This window comes from Sphingobacterium sp. 2149 (genome assembly GCF_031455655.1).
In the GTDB taxonomy this organism is placed as follows: domain Bacteria; phylum Bacteroidota; class Bacteroidia; order Sphingobacteriales; family Sphingobacteriaceae; genus Sphingobacterium.
In genome coordinates, this window is the sequence record NZ_JAVDTD010000020.1 from 30676 (window position 1) to 52942 (window position 22267).

Annotated in this window: 11 protein-coding genes; all 11 read right to left on the reverse strand. The window is 39.5% G+C overall.

Going from position 1 to position 22267, the window contains the following annotated elements; all coding sequences use genetic code 11:
* Positions 1-58: 58 nt before the first annotated feature.
* The 11 genes from J2X77_RS22835 to J2X77_RS22885 all read right to left on the reverse strand — a co-directional run bounded on the left by J2X77_RS22835 (position 59) and on the right by J2X77_RS22885 (position 22229).
* Positions 59-292: a hypothetical protein gene (locus J2X77_RS22835; protein ID WP_310082659.1), complete on the reverse strand. Its 234-nt coding sequence runs from the start codon at positions 290-292 to the stop codon at positions 59-61.
* On the reverse strand, positions 279-1553 hold the full coding sequence (locus J2X77_RS22840) for an FtsX-like permease family protein (RefSeq protein WP_209581670.1): 1275 nt from the start codon (positions 1551-1553) through the stop codon (positions 279-281). The genes J2X77_RS22835 and J2X77_RS22840 overlap by 14 nt, the downstream gene beginning before the upstream one ends.
* The gene (locus J2X77_RS22845) at positions 1544-2461 is read right to left on the reverse strand and encodes an ABC transporter permease (protein ID WP_209581667.1); all 918 of its coding nucleotides are present in this window, start codon (positions 2459-2461) and stop codon (positions 1544-1546) included. The genes J2X77_RS22840 and J2X77_RS22845 overlap by 10 nt, the downstream gene beginning before the upstream one ends.
* 32 nt (positions 2462-2493) lie before the next feature.
* A complete protein-coding gene (locus J2X77_RS22850) occupies positions 2494-4881 on the reverse strand; it encodes an ABC transporter permease (protein WP_209581665.1) in 2388 nt (795 codons plus the stop codon).
* A gap of 51 nt (positions 4882-4932) precedes the next feature.
* Entirely contained in the window at positions 4933-7326 is a 2394-nt protein-coding gene (locus J2X77_RS22855) for an ABC transporter permease (RefSeq protein WP_209581663.1), read from the reverse strand.
* 75 nt (positions 7327-7401) lie between these two features.
* Positions 7402-9762 (reverse strand): ABC transporter permease, encoded by a 2361-nt coding sequence (locus J2X77_RS22860; protein WP_209581661.1) that lies wholly within the window; start codon positions 9760-9762, stop codon positions 7402-7404.
* A 97-nt stretch (positions 9763-9859) separates the two neighbouring features.
* On the reverse strand, positions 9860-12250 hold the full coding sequence (locus J2X77_RS22865; protein ID WP_209581659.1) for an ABC transporter permease: 2391 nt from the start codon (positions 12248-12250) through the stop codon (positions 9860-9862).
* A 215-nt stretch (positions 12251-12465) separates the two neighbouring features.
* Entirely contained in the window at positions 12466-14829 is a 2364-nt protein-coding gene (locus tag J2X77_RS22870; protein ID WP_209581656.1) for an ABC transporter permease, read from the reverse strand.
* A 55-nt stretch (positions 14830-14884) separates the two neighbouring features.
* On the reverse strand, positions 14885-17293 hold the full coding sequence (locus J2X77_RS22875) for an ABC transporter permease (protein ID WP_209581653.1): 2409 nt from the start codon (positions 17291-17293) through the stop codon (positions 14885-14887).
* 43 nt (positions 17294-17336) lie between these two features.
* Positions 17337-19739: an ABC transporter permease gene (locus J2X77_RS22880; RefSeq protein ID WP_209581650.1), complete on the reverse strand. Its 2403-nt coding sequence runs from the start codon at positions 19737-19739 to the stop codon at positions 17337-17339.
* Between the two features lie 69 nt (positions 19740-19808).
* A complete protein-coding gene (locus tag J2X77_RS22885) occupies positions 19809-22229 on the reverse strand; it encodes an ABC transporter permease (RefSeq protein ID WP_209581647.1) in 2421 nt (806 codons plus the stop codon).
* Positions 22230-22267 lie beyond the last annotated feature (38 nt).

Below are 22267 nucleotides of genomic sequence, written 5' to 3' on the forward strand. Positions count from 1 at the left end.
TTACTTGCTGTTCGATATCGGACAGTGCTTTGTCCACCGCTGAACAGACAAGTCTATTTTATTCATCACGTAGACTGTCAACAGGCTTTGTTATGGCCGCGCGTATCGCTTGTGAACTTACAGTAATTAAAGCAATAAAGACGGCTAGAGCTCCAGCTAGCACAAACATCCACCATTGCATCTCAATACGGTACGCGAAATTCTCTAACCATTTGTGCATTATCCACCAAGCTAGGGGAGAAGCAATGATAATGGCACTGAGAACGAGTTTGACGAACTCAATGGAAAGCATGCGTGTGATATCTGAAACTGTAGCCCCAATAACTTTTCGGACCTATTTCTTTTCTGCGTTGATTGGCGGTGAAAATAGCCAAGCCGAATAAACCAAGGCAGGCCACAAAAATAGTCAGTCCTGCAAAGATGCTCAGTAACTTACCCGTTTTCACTTCTGCTTGGTAGGTTTGTGCGTATCGGTCATCCAGAAAGGAATAGCTGAATGGAATGTCTGTTGGAAAGGAGCGATAGAGAGACGCTAATTTTTGAATGAGCTTATCCATATCGGCTGTTTGTATTTTGAGAATCAAACTCCCGGCTTGATCGCTAAGAACCATGACAAGCGGTGAGATCTGCTCATGTAAAGAGCGAAAATGGAAATCCTTAACGACACCAATAACACGATAGCTTTTGTTGTCTTTATTGGTCAATATTTTACCAAGGCTATGATCGTTCCAACCTAGATCTTTTGCTGCGGTTTCATTGATGATGACAGAAAGGCTGTCATTACCAAATGTTTTTGCGAAATTTCGTCCTTCTTTAAGCTGCATACCCATAACCGGAATATATTCTTCATCTATATCGTAACGAATCGTTTTGACCCATTGATCAGTATTGTCATCTGGATAGATGAAAAAATTGTTGTTGTTACTTTCTCCGGCAGGGAGATAGGACGAATGAGAGACATGCTTGATTCTGCTATCTTGCATCAATAAATTATAATATGTCTTTTCGTTTTTCCCTAAAGGCCAGCTCGGTATAATAAGGACATTATCCTTGTTATATCCAAGTTTAATATGACGCATATAATCCAGCTGCTGAACAACGACCACGGTTTCAAAGATAAGTCCAACGGAAATGATGAATTGAAATACAACAAGTCCACTGCGTAAATTAAGGCCTTTAGTCGAACGACTTATTTTCCCTTTTAATACACGAAGTGGATTAAATGAGGACAGATATAACGCGGGATAGCTGCTGGAAAATAGACCGACGACTAAACCAAAAGTTAGCAGGAAGGGAATAATTTTAAAAGCGTCAAGTTTTTGAATTTCAATCTCTTTTCCTGAAATTTGATTAAATAGAGGAAGGGCAAGTAAAACAATTCCCAAAGCTATTCCTAAGGCAATATAGGTCAGGAGGACACCCTCCAACATAAACTGTCGCATCAGGTTTTGCTTGTCGGCACCCAATACTTTTCGTACGCCAACTTCTTTACATCGTTTAAAACCACTTGCTGTAGATAGATTAATGAAATTAATCGTTGCAATCAATAGCATAAAGAGCGCAATAGCGCTGAAGATGTAAACGTACCGTATATCCCCAGGGCGCTGAGGTCATAGTTGAAATTCGAATGTAGATGGATATCTGTGAGCGGTTGTAGGTAAAGACCGATCTTATTTCCCGTTTTTTTGAATTCTTGGTAACTCATGCCAAAACCTGCCATAAATTGTGTGGCAACATGTTTGTCGAATAGGGTGGCTAAGTTTTTTTCGAGCTTTTCACCTGGTGCATTTTTCGAAAGAAGCGCATACGTATAGCATTCGGAGGTCATCCATGAATCTGAACGTGAATCTTCCAGTGCATCCAAAGAGGTAAATACATCAAAATGAAAATGGGAGTTTTGAGGAACATCTTTGATTACTCCAGTAATTTTGAGAATATTTGTATTGTCTTTTATGATGAGGTCTCGACCGACAACATCGTTTGTGCCGAAGTATTTTAAGGCGGTGGATTCGGATATCACTGCAGAATTAGGGGAAGAAATAGCTGTAGACAAATTCCCTTTGATAAAAGGGAGCGTGAAAATTCTGAAGAAAGAAGCATCCACAAAAGCCATTTTTTCTTCGTGAAACACTTTATTATTGACGACAAATAGGGGAGAGCCACCGATTCTTAAGCGCGTGGTTTCTTCAACTTCGGGCAGCTCCGCCTTCATGGTCGAAGCAACAGGTGGCATCACATGTGCCTCATTGATTGTTCCGCCCTTAACAGTTCCTCTGAAAACGACACGGACAATGCGATCTGCATGCACATTAAAACGATCAAAGCTAAATTCATCGCTTACGTATAAACTGATTAGCAAACAGGTTGCAATCCCCATCGCTAACCCCGTTATGTTGATCAGTGAAGTGGATAAATTTCGGGTTAAATTCCGCCATGCTATTTTTAAATTGTTCTTGATCATATGGATGACGCTTAATGCTTTTATAATATAACTTACTCATCACGCAAACTATCAACGGGATTCACTAAAGCTGCTCGTATTGTTTGGATATTGACGGTAATGATACAGATCAAAAACACGACAAGAGCAGCAAGGGTAAAGTACCACCATTGTACCCCCACATTGTAGGCATAATCTTCGAGCCATTTTTTTGAAAGATACCACCCTATAGGACTGGCAATAACAATAGCGAGGGAGGTTAAAATGAGATAATCTTTTGAAAAGAGATGCGATAGGTCCAGCACTGTTGCGCCTAGGACTTTGCGAATGCCAATTTCTTTCGTTCGCTGTTCAAGATTTTGCATAATTAAACCCGTAATACCCAATGCAGAGATCAATAACGCCAATGTACTGAATAAAATAAATAATTGCACTTGCTTGCCCTCTTTTTCATATTGCTGTGCAATTAGCTCATCGATCCATTGATAAGACAGGTATTTGTGAGGATAGGTATGCTGAATAATTTTAGATACCGATTGAAGGATATGTTGTTCTTGTCCTTCCCCCACTTTTATCAGTATATTGCCGCTTCCATTAAAATCTTTAGCCAAAATCACCGTCGGTACGATCTTGAAACGAAAAGACTCACTATGAAAATCTTTAATGATGCCGACGGGGATAATCTGAAGGTCTTTATACAGGACACCGAGTCTGTCTATGCCAAGCATTCTTGCTGTACTTTCGGTTACAAGAGCATTGTTGACTCCGTCCTCTACCAACCCCATTTCAACATGTGTGTAATCTTCGGGAGTTAATAGTCGTCCCTTAACCAATTGGATTCCCAATGTCTTGGAGAGATTGATATCACCGCCGATGAAACTGACTTGGATTTTTTTTTCAGGACTATACTTGTCTGCGATTGTCTTGACAAGATAGCCTGAACCAATTGTCGGTGTCCAGTTAGCTATGCTGACCGATTCAACACCAGTGAGTTGGCTTATTCGGTCTTTTATATCTGTATTTTGTGTTCCCGTGTTGAAATAATCGATGTTGAGCACATTACTGACCTCGATCCCCAAGGGTGCTGATTGCATATAGACAAGTTGTGATTTGATTGTTATAAGTCCAATAATGACGATAATAGTGATGCTAAACTGTATTGTGATAAGTGTTTTTTTAATAAACATTTCAACATTCGGAATTTTGGATAGCTTATTTTTCAAGGCATCCGAACTCTTAAGTCCAGAAACCATCCATGCGGGATAAAAGCCAATCAATAGACCAAGAGCGAGCGATATCGTCAAAAAGGACAGTACCAATGGAAGCTGTATGGACCTTATATAAGCGAGATTATAGCCTATAAAGTTTTCCAGTTGGGACAATCCAAGTTTAAAAAGAAGTAAGCTACATAATGCGGAAATAAAAAACAGCAGGGTTGTTTCAAATAGCATTCCTCGAACCATCTGGGGGCGGCTGGCTCCCATGATCTTATGGATATGCAGCGTTCTTAATTTTTTAACGGTTCTTACAGCGTAGATATTAATAAAATTGATGAAGGAAACAATAAGGACCAAAATGGCAACGCCTACAAATATGTTTGTTATTTTTTGGTCGCCACTGATTTCTACACTTCCTAATGGCTCCATATAGATATCCTGAATAGGCTGCAGGCGAAAGGAAGCCACATGTTGTGTGTTTGGAATCAGGTATTCTCTATACCAATGATTGAGTTTCTGTTCAAGCGTTATCCTTGATGTCCCGGCTTTTAGCTGTACAAATTGTTCTGTGTAGTAGCCTGAGCCATCTTTACTTAATTCCATCGATATTTTTGGAACTAAAGCAATGATGGAAGCTCTGAGCGTTGAATTATAGGGAAGATTATCCATGACACCCGTAATGATATATTCGGAAGGCTGATCAGCATAGGGGTCGGCACTTTGGATAATCTTTCCAATGACATTTTCGTTCTTAAAGTACTTTTCTTTAAATTCTTTGTCAATGAGTAAGTTTGTTTTTCCTTGAACGAGTTGCTTCGGATTGCCTTCAAGAATCTGGATGCTCAGCATGTCCAAAATACATGTTTCCGATTCCAAAGCCTGTACTGCTATGGGCTGCGTGGTGTTGGAATCCGGTTTTAGATAATATTTTCTAGATTCTATACGAGCTTCATTTCGAATTTCTGGAAATACTTGTTTCAATTCTGTACTTAAATTAACCAACGTTCTCGACATTTGTCGTTCAAGACCAGCAGTAGAATCTATAGTAACAATACGGAAAAGATGATCGGCATTTTTCCAGGTTCTGTCATACGAATTTTCTTCAATAACCAGGGCAAACACCAGAAGACACAAGGAGAAACCCATGCTTAAACCTAAGATATTGATCCAAGTGTATTGCCAGTTTTTAATAAGGCTGCGGAGGGCAAGTTTGAACGAATTCATAGTCATCTATCCGGTATAAAGCTATCGAAAAAAATAATGGTAAACGTTAGGCTACTCATCACGCAAACTATCAACGGGATTCACTAAAGCTGCCTTAATCGTTTGATAACTTATAGTAGCCATACTGATTAAAATTGCCATCAATCCAGCAACGGCAAAGTAATACCAATGGATCGCTATTCGATAGCTATAATCTTGCAACCACTGGTCCATTGCCCACCAAGCGATAGGCGTTGCTATAAAAATAGCGATAACGACAAGTTTGATGAAATCGATAGAAAGTAAAGACGTTACTTGGACTACACTTGCGCCAAGAACTTTGCGAACAGCAATTTCTTTCATGCGGGTTTCCGCCATGTACGCGATCAGTGCCAGTAAGCCTAAACAGGAAATAAAGATCGTCAATCCTGCAAAAACCATCGCTAATGTACCTATAGCCTTTGTTTCCTTAAATTTTTGTTCATAGGTTTTGTCAATGAACTGATATTCAAATGGGTAATCTGGGTTGAATTTTTTAAAGATAGTTTCAATTGTCTTTAAGTTGTCTGCGATGTTATGGTTTGTATTTAAACGATAATGAATCGTTGTAAACCAAGCCTTTGGACCCAATATCACCATAGGTTTTTTGTCCCCAAAAGGCGATCCTATAATAAAATCTTTGACAACGCCAACGACTGTCCATTTGGTGCCATCGCCATCCACAATGCTATTTACAGGATTTGTAAGATGAAGACTTTTAACGGCAGATTCATTTAAAATTAATGCAGTACTGTCTGTTGCAAATTTATATATGTCGATGTCACGTCCTTGAATCAAAGTGAGACCAAGATTCTTTACCGCATCAGCGTCCGTACTAAAGCGGTTGTAAGAAATTCTTTTGTCCTCTTCGGTCGGTGTACCGGAGGTAAATCCCCAACCATTGCTATAAAAGTCTGTTACTGGCGACATGTTCTTCGATACAGACACTACAGCATTGCTGGCCAAAAGCTCGTCCCGGAGGATTTTATAATTCTTCTCCAGGTCACCTTTAATACTGCTGTAGAGCAAACCATTTTCATTATAGCCGCGGTCGCGCTGTTTAGTGTACTGGATCTGTTTTGCCACAATGACTGTAGCGATAATCAATATAATAGCGAGGCTAAACTGTATAACCACGAGTATCGAACGGATGTTCAACCCTTTAGTCTTCGATACAAATTTTCCTTTCAAAGTTTTGATCGGTTGAAAAGAGGAAAGGAAAAAGGCCGGATAAGTACCCGCTAATATCCCTGTAAATAGTGCGAACGCAAGTAGAAAAAGCCAGGTTTGTAGACTTAATAAGGAAAGACTGAGATTTTTTCCAACAAGGTCATTAAAAAAAGGCAGCACTATAAAGACAAGTAGAGTTGCGAGAACCATCGCAATTAAGCTAATTAGTATGCTCTCAACGAGAAACTGAGCCATTAAGCTTGTCTTACTGGCACCAATTACCTTACGGACACCAACCTCTTTTGCGCGACGCTCAGAACGTGCTGTGCTTAAGTTCATAAAATTGATGCTGGCTACTAATAAAATAAAAACACCGATCCACGCAAAAAGCTTGACAATATCAATCCGTCCCGATGTATAATTTCCACCTTTACCATTGTTATACAGAAAAGAATCGGGATAAGGAAAGGCAAAAATCTCCCCTGTATTTTTCGCTGATAAGCGACCCTCTGCCTTATTGCTGGCATTGATATGATCCCTTAAATAGGTCTTGATCTTACTATTAAATGCTGTTAAAGAAGCACCATCTTTTAATAAGACATAAGTACTTATTGAATTATTGCTCCAGTTGTCATCCACATAGCCAATTATTTTTGCATATTCAAAAGGAAGGAGCATGTCAAATCTGAAACTTGAATTACTCGGGATATCTTTGAGAACAGCCTGTACATCAACTTGATTGACCGAATCTATTCTAACCGATTTGCCTATTGGATCCTCATCGCCGAATAGCGACTTAGCATATCTTTCGGTAAGAACAACACCTTTTGGGTGATCAAATTTAACATTCTGTTCGCCTTTGATAAAAGGAAAAGAGAACATCTTGAAAAAGCCGGGATCGACAAAAACTGTGTTTGCAATAAGCTTCTTTTCTTTAAATGTCGTTAAAAATTCATGTCCCTCGTTGTATCGTGTAAACGCTTCGATATCTGGGAAATCAGCGGCCAATGAGGGGCCTAATATTTTAGGTGTATACGCCCAGGCCGATTTATCACCCTGAAATTCATCACGATTACTCAATACATGCAGGCGATTCCCCTTTTCATGAAAGCGGTCCATTGTCATCATGTTCTGTAACCAAAGCACTATAAGCAATGCTCCGGCCATGCCTATTGCCAACCCAATGATGTTAGTCAGGGAAAATGACTTATTCTTCATTAGGTTGCGCCATGCTATTTTGATGTAGTTGCTTATCATAATTATCTTTTTTCTCTATTTGTTTTTAAAGTTGGTTTTAAGGCCTAATTTTATTTATTAACCCGTAATTCTCCGCTATTCATCTCTTAATGTCTTCACTGGATTACTGCTTGCGGCTCTAATGGCTTGGCTACTAACAGTAATGAGAGCGATCAGTATGGCGGAAGCTCCAGCGAAACCAAATGTCCACCACTGTATTTCAATGCGATAGGAGAAATCCTGAAGCCATTTATTCATAGTCCACCACGCAAGCGGAGATGCAATTAAAATGGCAATGACGACAAGTTTGACAAAATCTCTAGATAACATTGCTGTGATTCCCGAGACGGATGCGCCAAGTACTTTACGTATACCAATTTCTTTTGTTTTCAATTCGGCCATATATGATGCAAGTCCAAATAGGCCTAAACAGGAAATGGATATGGCTAATAGCGAGAAGATAAATGCTAACTTTGCCGTCTGTTGTTGATCGCCGAATTTTGAAGCGAACTGTTGATCAACAAATTTGTATTCAAAAGGATAAGCTGGATTAAATTTCTTAAGCGTCTTTTCAATTTGATTCAACTGATCGCTAAACGATGATGTAACATTGACCCGAATAACCATGTTTAATAGCCAATTTTTGTTCGCATATATCAGCAATGGGGAGACGGGATTATAGGGAGATCCGCTAATGTGATCATTGATAACACCAACAATCGTATATGTCTTATCGCCCCATTTTAAGTAATTGCCAACCGGATTTTTGAGTTTCATTTCTCTAATGGCAGCTTCATTGAGCAATATTGACGAACTATCTGCTAGCATCCTACTATAATCGATATCGCGGCCTGCTATGAGTTTTAATCCTACAGTCTTTACAAAATCACTTTCTGTTTTTCCAAGATTGAAGACAATTTTATTGCCTTGTTCAGGAGTAGCACCCTCCCATAAAAAACCTCCGCTCGTATTCGATGCATTTTGTGTAATAGACCAACCGGTGCGTGTCACCGATTGCGCTATGTTGGCGCTAATCAGCTCCGATTTAATTGCTTCGTAATTTCTTTCCATGTTACCTTCCATTGGTATTTCGATGAGCTGTGAACTGTTGTAACCGATATCACGTTGCGCCGCATAATTGATTTGCTGTCGTACAATCATCGTTGCTATAATCAGTATGATCGCGATACCAAATTGGAAAATGACCAGTAGCTCTCTGAAATTCAATACAAACTTGTTGGAGCGGCTTAGCGGTTTCAGTGTTTTAACTGGTTTAAATGCCGATAGGACAAAGGCAGGGTATAATCCGGCCAATGTGCCTGTAAAAAATGTGAATCCAGCTAACGATATCCATATGATTGGATCTGTTAAGGAAAATGATAAAGGCCTGTCTACTATTTTATTAAATAAGGGCAATATACCGATAGCCAGACCAATAGCGATTAGTCCAGAAATAAGTGCTAATAAGACAGATTCAGTAAGGAATTGGGCAATCAGGTTGAAGCGTTGGGCGCCCACCACTTTGCGAACCGCAACCTCTTTTGCTCTTTTCTGACTTCTTGCCGTACTGAGATTGACAAAATTGATGCAGGCGATCAGCAGAATTAATAGGCCGATACCGCCAACCAGTTTGACCTGGTCTATCTTTCCCCCCACAGGTATTCCCTGTTCGAATTTGGAGTAAAGATGCATTTTTGACAAGGGATATAGGAAAAGTGATCCCTTCGAGACATTGTTCGTTTTTTTTGTGATGAAACCGACCAGTTTTTTATTGAAAGCTTCTATATCAACACCTTTTTTCAGCTGCACATAGGTGTAAAATGAATTGGAATTCCAATCCGGCGAGTAATTCTCCGGTTGAACCAAGGGGATTAAATAGGTAAAATCAAAATTTGTATTACTCGGCAAATCCGCGATTACGGCAGTCACTTTATAAGGCTCTTTATCGTCGAGCATAACTGTCTTATCCAAAGGGTCGACGTCGCCAAAGATATTTCTTGCAAGGCTCTCTGTGAGAACAATACTTTTCTTGTCTCCTAGCGCATTGTTGTTATTTCCCCTAAGGATTTTGAATTCAAAAATTTGCATAAAAGCGGGGTCAACTTCGTTTCCTTTAGATTTGATTTTTTTCTCATCGAAAGACAATAATCTATTGGAGCTCCAATAGATTCGTGCAGCGTGTTCTACCTCTGGATATTCAGCTTCCAGTGCTGGTGAGGCGAGGCCCGAAGTAACTTGTTGAAGATTAATTTTTCCCTCGTCTTCATATTTGTTCCAAAGTTTGTAAAGACTGGTATTATTGCTATAAAAATTGTCAAATTGAAATTGATTTTGTATCCATATTCCGATAATCAACACCGCAGTCATGCCAATGGACAACCCAATGATATTGATGGCGGAATAACCTTTATTTTTCCAAAGGTTACGCCAGGCTATTTTGATATAATTCTTAAGCATTTTTTGTTTAGGTTATCGATAAATAGCAAAACAAGAATTTACAAAGTCTCCCGCGTGTTATCTATCGGATGCATTAGTTAATTAGTCACTTTAATAATTATTCGTTTCGTAAACTCTCAATAGGGTTTACGATTGCTGCTTTTACAGTTTGAAAACTGATGGTTATAAATGATACCAGCAATGCGCTGATTCCAGCCAACATAAATATCCACCAATCCAACGTAATGTGATAGGCAAAATTTTCTATCCAGCGATGCATAGCATACCATCCCAATGGTACACTAACTAGCAGGGCAGAGCAGACTAAGATCATAAAGTCAAAGCTTAATATCTTGACAATTTTGATTGTTGAAGCACCTAATACTTTACGTATTCCTATTTCCTTAAAACGTTGTTGGACGGCGTAGGCCGATAATGCAAATAGTCCCATGCAGGCAATAGCAATGGTAATGATAGAAAATAACTGCATGACGCGCGTGGTTTGTTGATCCTTGAGATAAAGCTTGTCATAATCGTCGTTGAGAAAGTGATACTCAAAGCTATTTTTTACGTCAATGTTTTGTACGACAGACTTAACCTGAGCTAGCGCATCTTGAACAGGTGTACTTGGGTTGAGTCGAATAAAAATATTGCCGAAATAATCATATTCTGGAAAGAGTACGATCGGCTTAACCTCACTATGTAGCGAAGCAAAGTTAAAACTCGCTACGACCTGCTTAATACTTCCTTTACGCCCGTTTAGGTTGATTTTCTTTCCAATCGCTTGTTGAGGTGTAAACCCCATAGCGGATGCCGCTAGCGTATTGACAACAAAACCATATTCAGGTGAGACTGTATCCTGTGCACGTAAGATATCCGTGTCTGATAGCGGTTCGCCGGCAACAGACTGAATGTGAAAAACAGAAACAAAATCCTTTTCAATCGGGATCGCAGTAACATCCATATCAAAGTCATTGGGTTGACCTTCTACCTCCCTAATGCTATATCCTCCTTGTATATTGACTGGATTATCGTAGGAAGCGGTGACACCCTCGACACTGCTAAGCTGCATCAACTTTTCTTTTAGTAGTTGCCTTTCTTTATCCTGCCATCCTCGGCCGTCCATGACCAACATCCCTGCACGATCAAGGCCAGTGTTTTTAGACTGGATGAAATCCATCTGCCTACCTGCGAATAAGGTGCAGATAATAAAAAATATAGAGATACTGAATTGAAAAGTTACGAGCACTCTGCTCAGGGATATGCCACTTTGTTTTTCAGTCAATTTTCGTTTAAAAATTGAAATAGGTTTTGAGCTAGCTATGGAATAGGCTGGCCAACCGCCAGAAAGCAATGTTATTAATACTACAAATACAGCCAAAACTGCATAAAAACGGGGGTCGGTCCATATGGTCAATTTTATCTCGGCGCCCATAAACGAACTAAATACCGGTAATAAGAGTACCGTTGTCAGAAGACTAAAGCCAACAGCTAGAAAGACCATCATACTACATTCAAAGAAGAATTGAAAGAATATTGTTTTCTTTGCAGCGCCCAGCACTTTCTTGACACCGATTTCCTTTTTACGTTCAAGCGCATGTGCTAATACCAAATTTGTAAAATTGATACAGGTCAAAATAATAAGCGCAGCACTTAATGCCATTAAGATATAGATATAAGTGATGTTCCCGGTCCCTGCTGCTTTGGAGTGAAGATGGATATCGGTCAGCTTTTCCAGGACGAATCGAAATTGATAGCCTTGTTTTGTTGCTTCGGCGAATTTTGAATTAGTCATTTGATCCAATTTCTGTTGGATCAAACCGAACTGATGTTTGTTTTTTAAGAGCGCTATGGTTACATCATTTGCGGATGACCAAGCCATTTCTTTGTAGCGTTCTAATCCCTTATTGGAAAGGAGTGCGGAGAAGTTCAGCTGTGTATTCGTGGGCAAGTCTGCGATAATGCCTGTGATTTTCCAGTTGACTTTGTCAATGGATAGTGTTTGACCAATCGCCGACTGATTGGGAAAATATTTCTCTGCGAGTTTTTTCGTCAAGACAATCTGATTTGGTTCCGCCAGGGCTGATTGTGAATCACCTTCGAGAAAGGTATAACCTAAAGTTTTAAAAACATTCTGATCAGCATACAGTAGGCCTTTTTCAGTTATTACTGCCTCTTTAGATTCTATTTTACCGCCTTTGGAATAACTGTAGAATCTGGTTGCCTGTTCTACATCTGGAAATTCAGCCTGCAAAGTAGGTGCTAGCCCTGTTGGCGTAGCCGAAGAATTAACTTCTTCAGTGCTATTAGGTGATTTATAGGTGAGGCTAATATAAGCTAGGCGGTCTGCGTGGGGAAGGAAACGTTCATAGCTGGATTCATGATATATATACGCTGCCAACAATAGAAAACATGTTATTCCGATACTTAGGCCAAACATGTTTAAAAGAGAAAATCCTTTGTTTTTAATGATATTCCGCCAAGCGGTTTTAAAATAGTTTTTCAACATGATACTGCGTATTTACATAATTAATTAAGCTATATTGTTGTCAATAAACACGCTTTAGTAGAAAGCATTGTTATTCGAAAAATAGCAAAGTCAACCAGTTCAATTGGTTTGCCATAAATGTAATGTATTGATTTTTAGGTTTTTGATGTGTTTTTGTGGTGGTTTTAAATGTTCGGAAACGGACAGTACAGTGTCCGTCCCCGAACAAATTAATATTATTCGCTTCTTAGGGTTTTTACGGGATTTGCTAAAGTAGCTTTAATCGCTTGGTAACTAACGGTTAATAGGGTAATGAGTAATGCGGTTAAGCCTGTGATAGCAAACACCGTCCATGTAATTGATATGCGGTAGACATAGTCTTCGAGCCACGATTCCATCAACAGATAAGCCAGGGGAGATGCAAGCATAAAGCTGATGCCCGTGAGCCAAACGTATTCCGTGGATAGTAATCGCCATAAGCCGACTTCTGAAGCACCCAATACTTTTCGAATACCGATTTCCTTTTCACGTTGCTCCGTAAGAAAGGACACTAAGGCGTATAGACCGAGACAGGAAATGAGAATGGCGAGACCTGTAAACAGACTTGTCAAACTTTTGATCATCTCCATCTGCTGAAATTCTTTAGCATATTCCTGATCAGTAAATGCATAATCGAAGGTAAAATCCGGATCGATTCGATTGAAGGCTGTAGCAATGGCTTTTAAGTCCTGCTTAAGATCTTGACCATCGTTAAATTGCAGCGTGATCTTGTTTTTCGGTAAAAATTTGAGGAAATAAGCTGTCGGCGTAATCGATTTAAAAGGGGATTCGGAAAGTGTATTCTTGATAATCCCAATAATTGTATAATTGATACCTCTTTTAGACAATTGTTTACTGTTGAGGTCTGTCACTCCCATAAATTGAGCAGCGGCCTCATTCAAAATAACAGCGGTTGAATCTGTTTTAAAATCTTTTGAAAAATTACGGCCCTGTATAAAATTCCATTGTACAGTCTTTGCAAAATTGTCATCAACGGTAAAGATCCCCATAATAGCACCATCTTTGCTGTCATTTCCCTGCCAATTAAACCCACCTCCTGTTAACGAAAGTCGGTTAACAAAGTTAGACGAAAGGGCAGCGTCCTGAATTAATCGCTGTTCGATTAGTTTTTTTCGGAGGATAGCGAAGTTGTTGACGATCGTGGGATTGGAGGAGGTAATATTCACCAAATTAGAACTCTTATAGCCTATAGGACGTTTTTTTGCATAATGTAATTGCTGGATCACTAGATAGGTGGATATCATCAGAAAAATGGAAATGGCAAATTGGACAATCACCATCGCTTTTCGCGTTTGCGATCCGCCTTTTCTACTAGTGATCTTACCTTTCAAGGCCAGAATAGGGTTGAAACCCGATAAAAATAAAGCTGGATACATACCCGAAAGGATGCCTATAACGATTATTCCCAATAGCGAGAAACCATAAAAACGAAAATCGGCAAAAGGTATGTGTAGCGTCGTATGCGTGATTGTATTGATCCAAGGAAGGAGCAAGGTTGCCATTAACACAGCCATCAAAAAAGCACAACATACCGCCATTGTCGATTCAACCAGAAAACCCGCAATAAGCTGTCGGCGGTTGACGCCAACAGATTTTAAAACCCCGATTTCTTTTCCTCTTTTTAGACTTCTTGCAGTACTTAAATTGATAAAGTTTATACTGGCCAGCAACATAATGAATATACTGATCCACCCAAACATCCATACATATTGAATTTGTCCACCTACGTTCTTCCCATTTTTAAAGGAATCGTATAAATGCCATTTCGACATGGGATGTAAGAGGATCTCAGGTTTTATATCCGTTAGTTTTTTGTTGATAATATTTGTCAGCTTGTTTTCCAACGCGGGAATCGATGCCGGATTATCAACCTTAACGAACGTGCTAAAGAAGCAGCTAGACCAGCTATCTGCAATGTCTTGATCTTTAGCGAGGTAGTCGACAAATGGCAATACATAGTCCAAACCATAAAACGTGTTGTTTTCAGGAATATCTTTATAAACACCTTGAATAGTATATTGTTCCTTCCCATTGAGCTGAAGAATTTTTCCGATAACATCGGCGTTTTCGAAAAGCCGTTGTGCCAACGATTCGGAGACAATGATGGTATATGGGGCAGTTGGCGTACTGCTGGCCCCCTGTAAGGATTTAAAGGAAAATAATTCAGCGAATCTTCCCATGGCATAAAATCCGTTTGCATTCAACTTTTTATCACCTACTTTAATCGTATTACTTTCAGTCGTAGTAATCAGCGCAGCTTCTGGCATTTCATTTTTGAAATCCGTTGCAATTGTTTTGACCAAAGGAATAGGCGTAGAGCGATCAGTAGATTTTTCATCGTTGAAAGTTCCGGTCATCATGACCTGATAAATATGTTGATAATTGGAGTAATGCTTATCGTAAGAAAATTGTTTCAGCACCCATAACGTACTGATCAGAGCAACAGTAAACCCCAGTGCTAATCCCAAAATATTTATTGTCGTATTTAAGGGACTGCGCTTTAAATTTCTAAGCGCTGTTTTTAGAAATAACTGAATCATTTTATTGTTGTTGTTTGGTATTTAATTATAAGCTACTCATTATTTATCAACTGTTCTATTCGTCCCTTAAACTATTTATTGGATTTGCTTTTGCTGCAAAGATACTTTTGGTTGAAAGTACAATACTCGCAAATGAAATCAATCCCAAGGCGGACAGCCCAAAAATCCAGGGACTGATTGTCGTTCGGTAGACAAAATCATTAAGCCAATTATGCATAAAATAATAGGCAATTGGAAAAGCTATTATACATGCTATCGCAACCAGTGATAGCAAATTTCGAAGCAGTAGGAATGTGATCTGGGAAACAGATGCCCCCAATACTTTACGGATTCCAATTTCCTTTGTGCGTTGATTTGCCGTGAAGATGGCAAGTCCGAATAAACCCAGTCCAGCGATGATTACAGAAAGTCCCACTGCCCAGGATAAAAGCTTGGAAAGCTGCTTTTCTTGTGAATAGAAGTTTTGGATTACCTCGTCCACAAATCGTAGATCCAATTCATCATCGGGGAAAACCGATTTATAACTAGACGTTATTTTATCGATCGCATTTTTCCAGTTTTCAGGATGCGATTGATCCAATGCGATATGGAGTACATAACCTTCTTTACTACCCATATAAACAACCGGTTTAACTCCTTGTCGCGCTGAAGCAAGATCAAAATCTTCCATCACACCAACAATGATGTTATGTCCATTTTCGAAGGTTTTACCAATGGCATCGTGTGGTTTTTTGATATGTAGGAGTTCAAGGCCTTTTCTATTGATCAACATTTCACTGGTTGAATCCAATAGGCGTATATTCCTTCCTGCTAAAAGCGGAATCTGATAAACGTCTAAATAGTTTTCATCACCCGATCGACTATCAAAAGTCAAGGATTCCTTGTCGGGCGATTGATCGTAGGAGATTGCAGTGGTCATCCAGCCGTTCATCGCTGGAGCGATGTTCCCAAAACTGATTGCTTTGACATCTTTTAACTTCTTAAGCTCGTTTTTGAGAATGACGCCTTTAGCGGAATTTTGAAAAGCTCCCGGAATATAGATATTAACAATGGCATCTTTCTGAAAGCCCATATCTCTATGAGTGGCGTAGTTGATTTGGCGAACAACGATAAGTACACATATAAGGAACGCTTGGGCCATGACAAATTGAAAGATGGTCAGCGCTTTACGTATCCATGCACTTCGGGAAAGGTTGGTGTTTTTCCCAAGTTGATTTTTGAGCGCCAGCACCGGCGCATATCCTGTCAGTACCCAGGCAGGGTAGAATCCTGCAAGTAAAGTGACTAAGATCAATTGCCCCAATAGGAACAAAACAATAACGGTCTTGTCCAAGCGTTCTATGCTCAGGTTTTTTGGAATAAATCCTTCGAAGACATGTAAAAACAAAGGAAGCAATAAAATAGCAAATAATGTTGCCGTCAAACTTATGAGAAAAGTTTCGATCAAAAACTGTTTAATCAATGTCGTTTTAGAACTGCCCAGGGTTTTGCGAATACCCACTTCTTTCGCTCTTTCGATGGATTGCGCAGTGGATAGATTGATGAAATTTACCGCACCGAGTGCCAAGAGGAACAAGGCCAGTAGAATGAGGTTGCGTAGTGCTTCGGGGTGGGTTGCATCATAATTAAATCGCGTATCAAAATGTACATCTGCCAAGGCTTGCAATTCCATCTTATCGCTGATCTTTTCTCCTTCTTTGTATTTATATTTTTTAAGGAGATTTGCAATATTGTGCTCCAGTAGATGCGGATTGCTGTGGGCTTTTGTTTTGATAAGTACTTGATGGGAGTCGGATATGCTATTCCAGGCTTCCCAGTTATACATGTTCTTTAAGTTATTGTCAATAGGGATCGTCGCATCAGCAATGAAACTTTCAAAATTGAAATCCGAATTATGTTGCGGATTTTCAATCACTCCAGCGACTTGAAGCGGGATACTATCCGCATAAATAATCGTTCTACCCATTACATTGGATGGAAGTTCTTTGCCATAAAACTTTTCTAATGTTGTTTGTGTAAGAATAATATTGCCCGAGGAATTTAAAGCTTGTGCGCTGCCAGCTAACCATTTCGAAGGGAAAATATCGAAATATTGACTGTTGGTAAATACCATCTTCTGTTCTTTAGGGAAAATCGGGAATTGATCGGTTGCCAAAGAAACTTTAAGTTTTTGGATATGGCTGCGGTAGATCGGGGCTACCGTTTCTACGTTTGGGAGTTCTGCTTCCATCGTACGAACCAATGGGACGTAGACACCAGCATTTTTAAATTCGCCATTGTTAACCACACGATATACTCGTTCTTTACCTGGTACATGTTTATCAAAACTATAGTCGTATTGAATCATGAGGAAAATAACCAACGTAGCCGTAATTCCAATAGCGAGACTAGTAATATTGATGAACGTGATCAACTTATGTTTTTTTAAGAAACGATACGCCGTTTTAAGTGAATTTACAATCATTGTTATTTCTTTTTTTAAACCCCAATTTTATAATCTAGTGTTGTTATTCGTCCCGCAAACTATTTACAGGATTTAGTAATGCAGCTTTGAACGTTTGAAACCCAATGGTAATAAATGCCACAAGGGTAACTGTCATTATCGCGACCCCGTAGGCCCACCACGGCATCTCGATATGGTATACAAAATTATCTAGCCAACTATTAAATAGGTAATATGCAATTGGTCCTGCAATAAGAAATGCTATACAGATCAATTTGATGTAGCTGGCAGACAGTAAATGAATAATACTGCTGATACTTGCACCTAAAACTTTACGGATACCGATCTCTTTACTTTTTGATTCAGCTGTATATGCCGCTAGTCCTAGTAAACCTAAACAGGCAATAAATAGCGTCAGAAAAGAAAATAGCGTCATGATATTGGACGAGCGAATTTCATTTTCATATTGATCCTGTACATGTTGATCTAAAAAAGAGAAGTCAAAAGCGGCGTCAGGGACAATAGCTGTATAGATTTTTTTTAACTCCTCGATATAAGTTTGCAAATCTGTGGTTTTATACCGTATTAATAAATTACGGGGTGATTCAGAAGGATCATTCATGGTATAATAGGTATATCCGCCGATCTCAGATTTTAGGTTAGCATAATTAAAATCTCGGACAACACCGGATATAATGGAGTTAGTCGCACTCATCTCTGTGATGATATGCTTTCCTATCGCCTCTTCGGGTGTCTTGTAACCTAAAAATTTCATTACTTTTTCGTTGATCAATACATAACATGTTGAATCAGTACCGCCGATAACATTTGGTAAATCCGCTCCAGCAAGTAACTTTAGCCCTAAAGTATGGATTGTATTACCGAAAGTAACACAAGTTGAAGTTGGTAGTCCCTGTTTGTCGGTTGTTAATCTGTAAGTTGTTTTTCCGCTTTCATTGAATCCGGGTATAGATTGTGCGAAAGTAGTGGAAACGGTATTGTTCAGGCTGCGAACTCGCTGACCCATTGCATGTAGCTTTTCTTTATTTTTTATAGATCGAATTGAAATGGATACAACATTTTCGGGCTCATAACCCAAATCTTTGTTGCGGATAAAGTTCATTTGTGTGAGCATAATGATAATACCGATAATGAGTACGATCGAAATAGAAAACTGGCATACAACCAATACTTGCCTAATGAATATTGTTTTTCCCTGTTTATTGTATCCTTTGTTCATTAAAGATATCGATTTGATGTTCGAAAGAAATAGTGCAGGATAGCTACCAGCAACAAGTGTAATGATCAACCATGCCAGTGCCAATATCCCAAGCATATCCCAATGAAGTAGATGTTGAAGCGTGATATCGGTCTTACCGAAAAAATTGAATACAGGGATAAGTATAATGGCGAGGATTACCCCGATGAGCATTGCAAAGAAACTTATCGTTGCCGTTTCCACAAAAAAGCGGATAATAAGCTGTCTACGCGTAGCACCAAGTACTTTATTGACACCTACTTGTTTCGCATTCTTCTGTGATTTTGCTGTTGCTAGATTCATGTAATTGATACAAGCAATCATAATGACTAAAAAAGCAAGAGCCGATAGTGTCTTGATATTGTTTATATTTCCAGTACGTGTTGTCACTCCACGCGTCAAATCGGAAGAGTAGAGGTGTACTTTTGATAAAGGTTGGAGGAAAAATTGCGTATAATATTGATTGTCTTTTTCGACATACTTATCAATCAATTTAGTAGCTTCTTGCGCAATGGAGCCTGGATCTGCGCCTTTTTTCAACAGAATATAGGTTTCGTAACTCGCATTGGTCCAATACACATCTTGCCCCATCCATGAATCCATTATATTCATGACCATGTTACAGTCTAATGTGCTATTGGCAGGGAAATCTTTAAATACCCCAGTTACCTGAACGGTATCTCGTTGATTGATAGTGATTATTTTTCCTACAGCTTCCTGTTTACCAAATAGCTTCTCTTTCGATGATTGAGAAAGAACAATGCTCTTCTTGTTTGAAAAAGCGGTATGCGCATTTCCTTCAATAAATTGAAAATCGAATAGGGAAAACAAAGAGGAATCTGCGAGATATAGTTGCTTTTCGGAGAAATTCTCATTTTCGGTGCGGAGAGAAGCGGTTGCACCATAGCCATCTTTTACAACACGTACCATATTATCTACCTGTGCAATGTCTGCCTTTAAAGCTGGGCCTACCGCATTCGGTAGCGTGAGCATTTTTTCCTCATTATATGCTGCGGATAATTTCATGTACACCCTATAGATATTATCTGCTTTAGAATACATGGTGTCAAAACTTAATTCCTGCCGGATAAAGGCAAATAAAAATAGCGATACACAAATACCTATAGCCAGTCCACTAATATTGAGGATACTGAAAAATCGGTTTGCTATGATCGTTCGCCAAGCTGTCTTCATATAGTTCTTTAACATGATCGTATGGGTTTTTCTGTTGCTGATGTATATAGTGTTGTTCTACCAAATATGCTTTATTTATACTATTTATTCATCCCGTAAACTATCTACAGGGTTGGCTCTTGCGGCCTTCAACGTTTGATAGCTCACCGTTACTAATGCGATAATGATTGTAGCAAAACCAGCAAAGACAAACATCCACCACTGTGGGTCAATATGATAAGCAAAATTGTCCAGCCACTTTTTCATTGCCATCCAAGATAGGGGAGTTGCGATGAGCAGGGCCACAGCCAACAACTTGATAAAGTCCGAAGAGAGTAGAAGGATTAAATGATAGATGGAAGCACCAAGGACTTTCCGTACGCCAATTTCTTTGGTACGCTGTTGGGCTGTATACGTAACAAGTCCCAATAAACCTAAACAGGCAATAAAAAGTGCCAGTCCGGAGAAGGCTGTAAAAAGTCTTCTAAAATTAAAATCCGCTTCATATTGTCGATTGAAATTGTCGTCAAGAAAGCTATATAAAAATGGACGGTTTGGTACAAGTTCATTCCACAGCTTGCCGATTCTGGCAACGGTCTCAGGCTGGTTTACATGTTGGATATTCACCGTTAAATACCGGCTGCTGTTTGGCTCAAGTCGCAAAGCTAAAGGCTCAATCTTACGATGTAAAGAAAGGTAATTGAAATCTTTCACTACACCGATAACCGTTCCTTCTCTTCCCCATTGACGAAATTGTTTGCCAATAATATCTTGTGGATTTGAATAGCCCCATTGTTTTGCAGCAGATTCATTGATAACAAGTGAATGGGCCGTATCCGCTGGGAAATCTCTGGAATAGGCACGCCCTGCGGCCATTTGCAGACCAATATTAGGAATAAAGTCAACATCGACTTCATATAAGAAAGGAGCAAATTGACGCATTGTTCCGTTTGCTGACATGATTTCTGTTCCTGCATTTGGAAAAAATGTTCCCGGTACCGTACGTGATGCAGTGACAGACAAAACATCTTTATCTTTTGCTAGTGTAGATTTTATCGCTTCCAGATTATTGTTTACCTTATCATCGAAATTATAATCTATCACAAGCCGTTGATCTTTTTGAAATCCAAGATCTCGTTGCTGTAATTGATCTAGTTGAGAAAAAACGACGACTGTACCTGCAATGAGCGCAATAGAAAGGCAAAATTGAAAAACCACTAATACCCGACGTAACGATGTACCCCCTTTGCTGTTGCTATAACTTCCTTTAAGTACTGCAATCGGTTTGAAATTTGCTAGAATCAACGCGGGATAGCTGGCAGCAAGAAGTCCTGTAAGAAGGGTAGTGAATAGGAATATTGCCCAGGTCGTCCCATTTTGCAGGGACGAATAATTGAGATGTTTGCCCGAGAATGCTTCCAAAAAGGGGAGAAAGGCTATAACAAGCATTATCGCCAAAATACTACTGACGAATACAAGAACCAATGATTCAGACATAAACTGAAAGATCAGATTGCTTTTACTCGCGCCTATCGTTTTTCGGACGCCGACTTCTTTTGCTCTTTCCATTGACCTTGATGTAGCCAGATTCATAAAGTTCACACAGGCGATCAGTAATATGAATCCGCCAATAATGCTGAATATGTATAAATTCTGATAGCTTCCATTGGTGCCGGGCTGACGATCCGCAGACGAGTGCATGTAAGCCTGTAGAAGTGGTTCAATATGGAAATTGTATTTTGCGTTGGCGTTTTGGTTTGTTGGGATATGACGCTTGAGAAAATCGGGTGTCTTTTGGTTGAATTTAACAGGGTCAAAGTCTTTTGAAGCCAGAAAGTAGGTGTAGAAGTCTACATAATCCCAACCTTCTTTGTCAAAGACTTCCGGTCTTGCTTTTCGAAATGTACTCATCGAGAGCAGTGCATCGAATGTAAAGTGCGAGTTCGGAGGTACATCGGCTATTACTGCTTTTACCGTATATAAACCGGCTTCGGCACGGCCCGCGGCTAAGCCCCCTTCAAGCGTTTTGCCAATGGGATTTTGATCGCCGAAATATTTCTTAGCAGTGCTTTCTGTCAATACGACAGAATAGGCATTATTTAAGGCTGTATGCGGGTCGCCGGCCAAAACCTTCCAACTGAAGACATCAAAGGCAGTAGAATCCATGAAAAATACATTTTCCTCTTGGAATCTTTTATCGCCTTTTTTGAGTAGGATAGACGTTTGCCCTGAAAATTGAACGACCTTCTCTATTTCAGGGAAATCAGCCTTGATAGCATCACCGACGGGTGCATTGCCCCAGATCTGATGCTGCTCTGTACTGCTTACATCCTTATAGTCATGGACGATGCGGTAAATTCGATCTTTATTCGCATGATAATTGTCGTAAGACAATTCGTTTTGTACATAAAGAGCTATTAATAGGCAACAGGCCAATCCTATTGCTAACCCAATTATGTTGATGGTTGAATATCCTTTATTTTTAGAGATATTGCGCCAGGCTATTTTTATATAGTTCTTGATCATAGCTCAATTTCTTAAATCGTAGTGTGTATAACAATCAA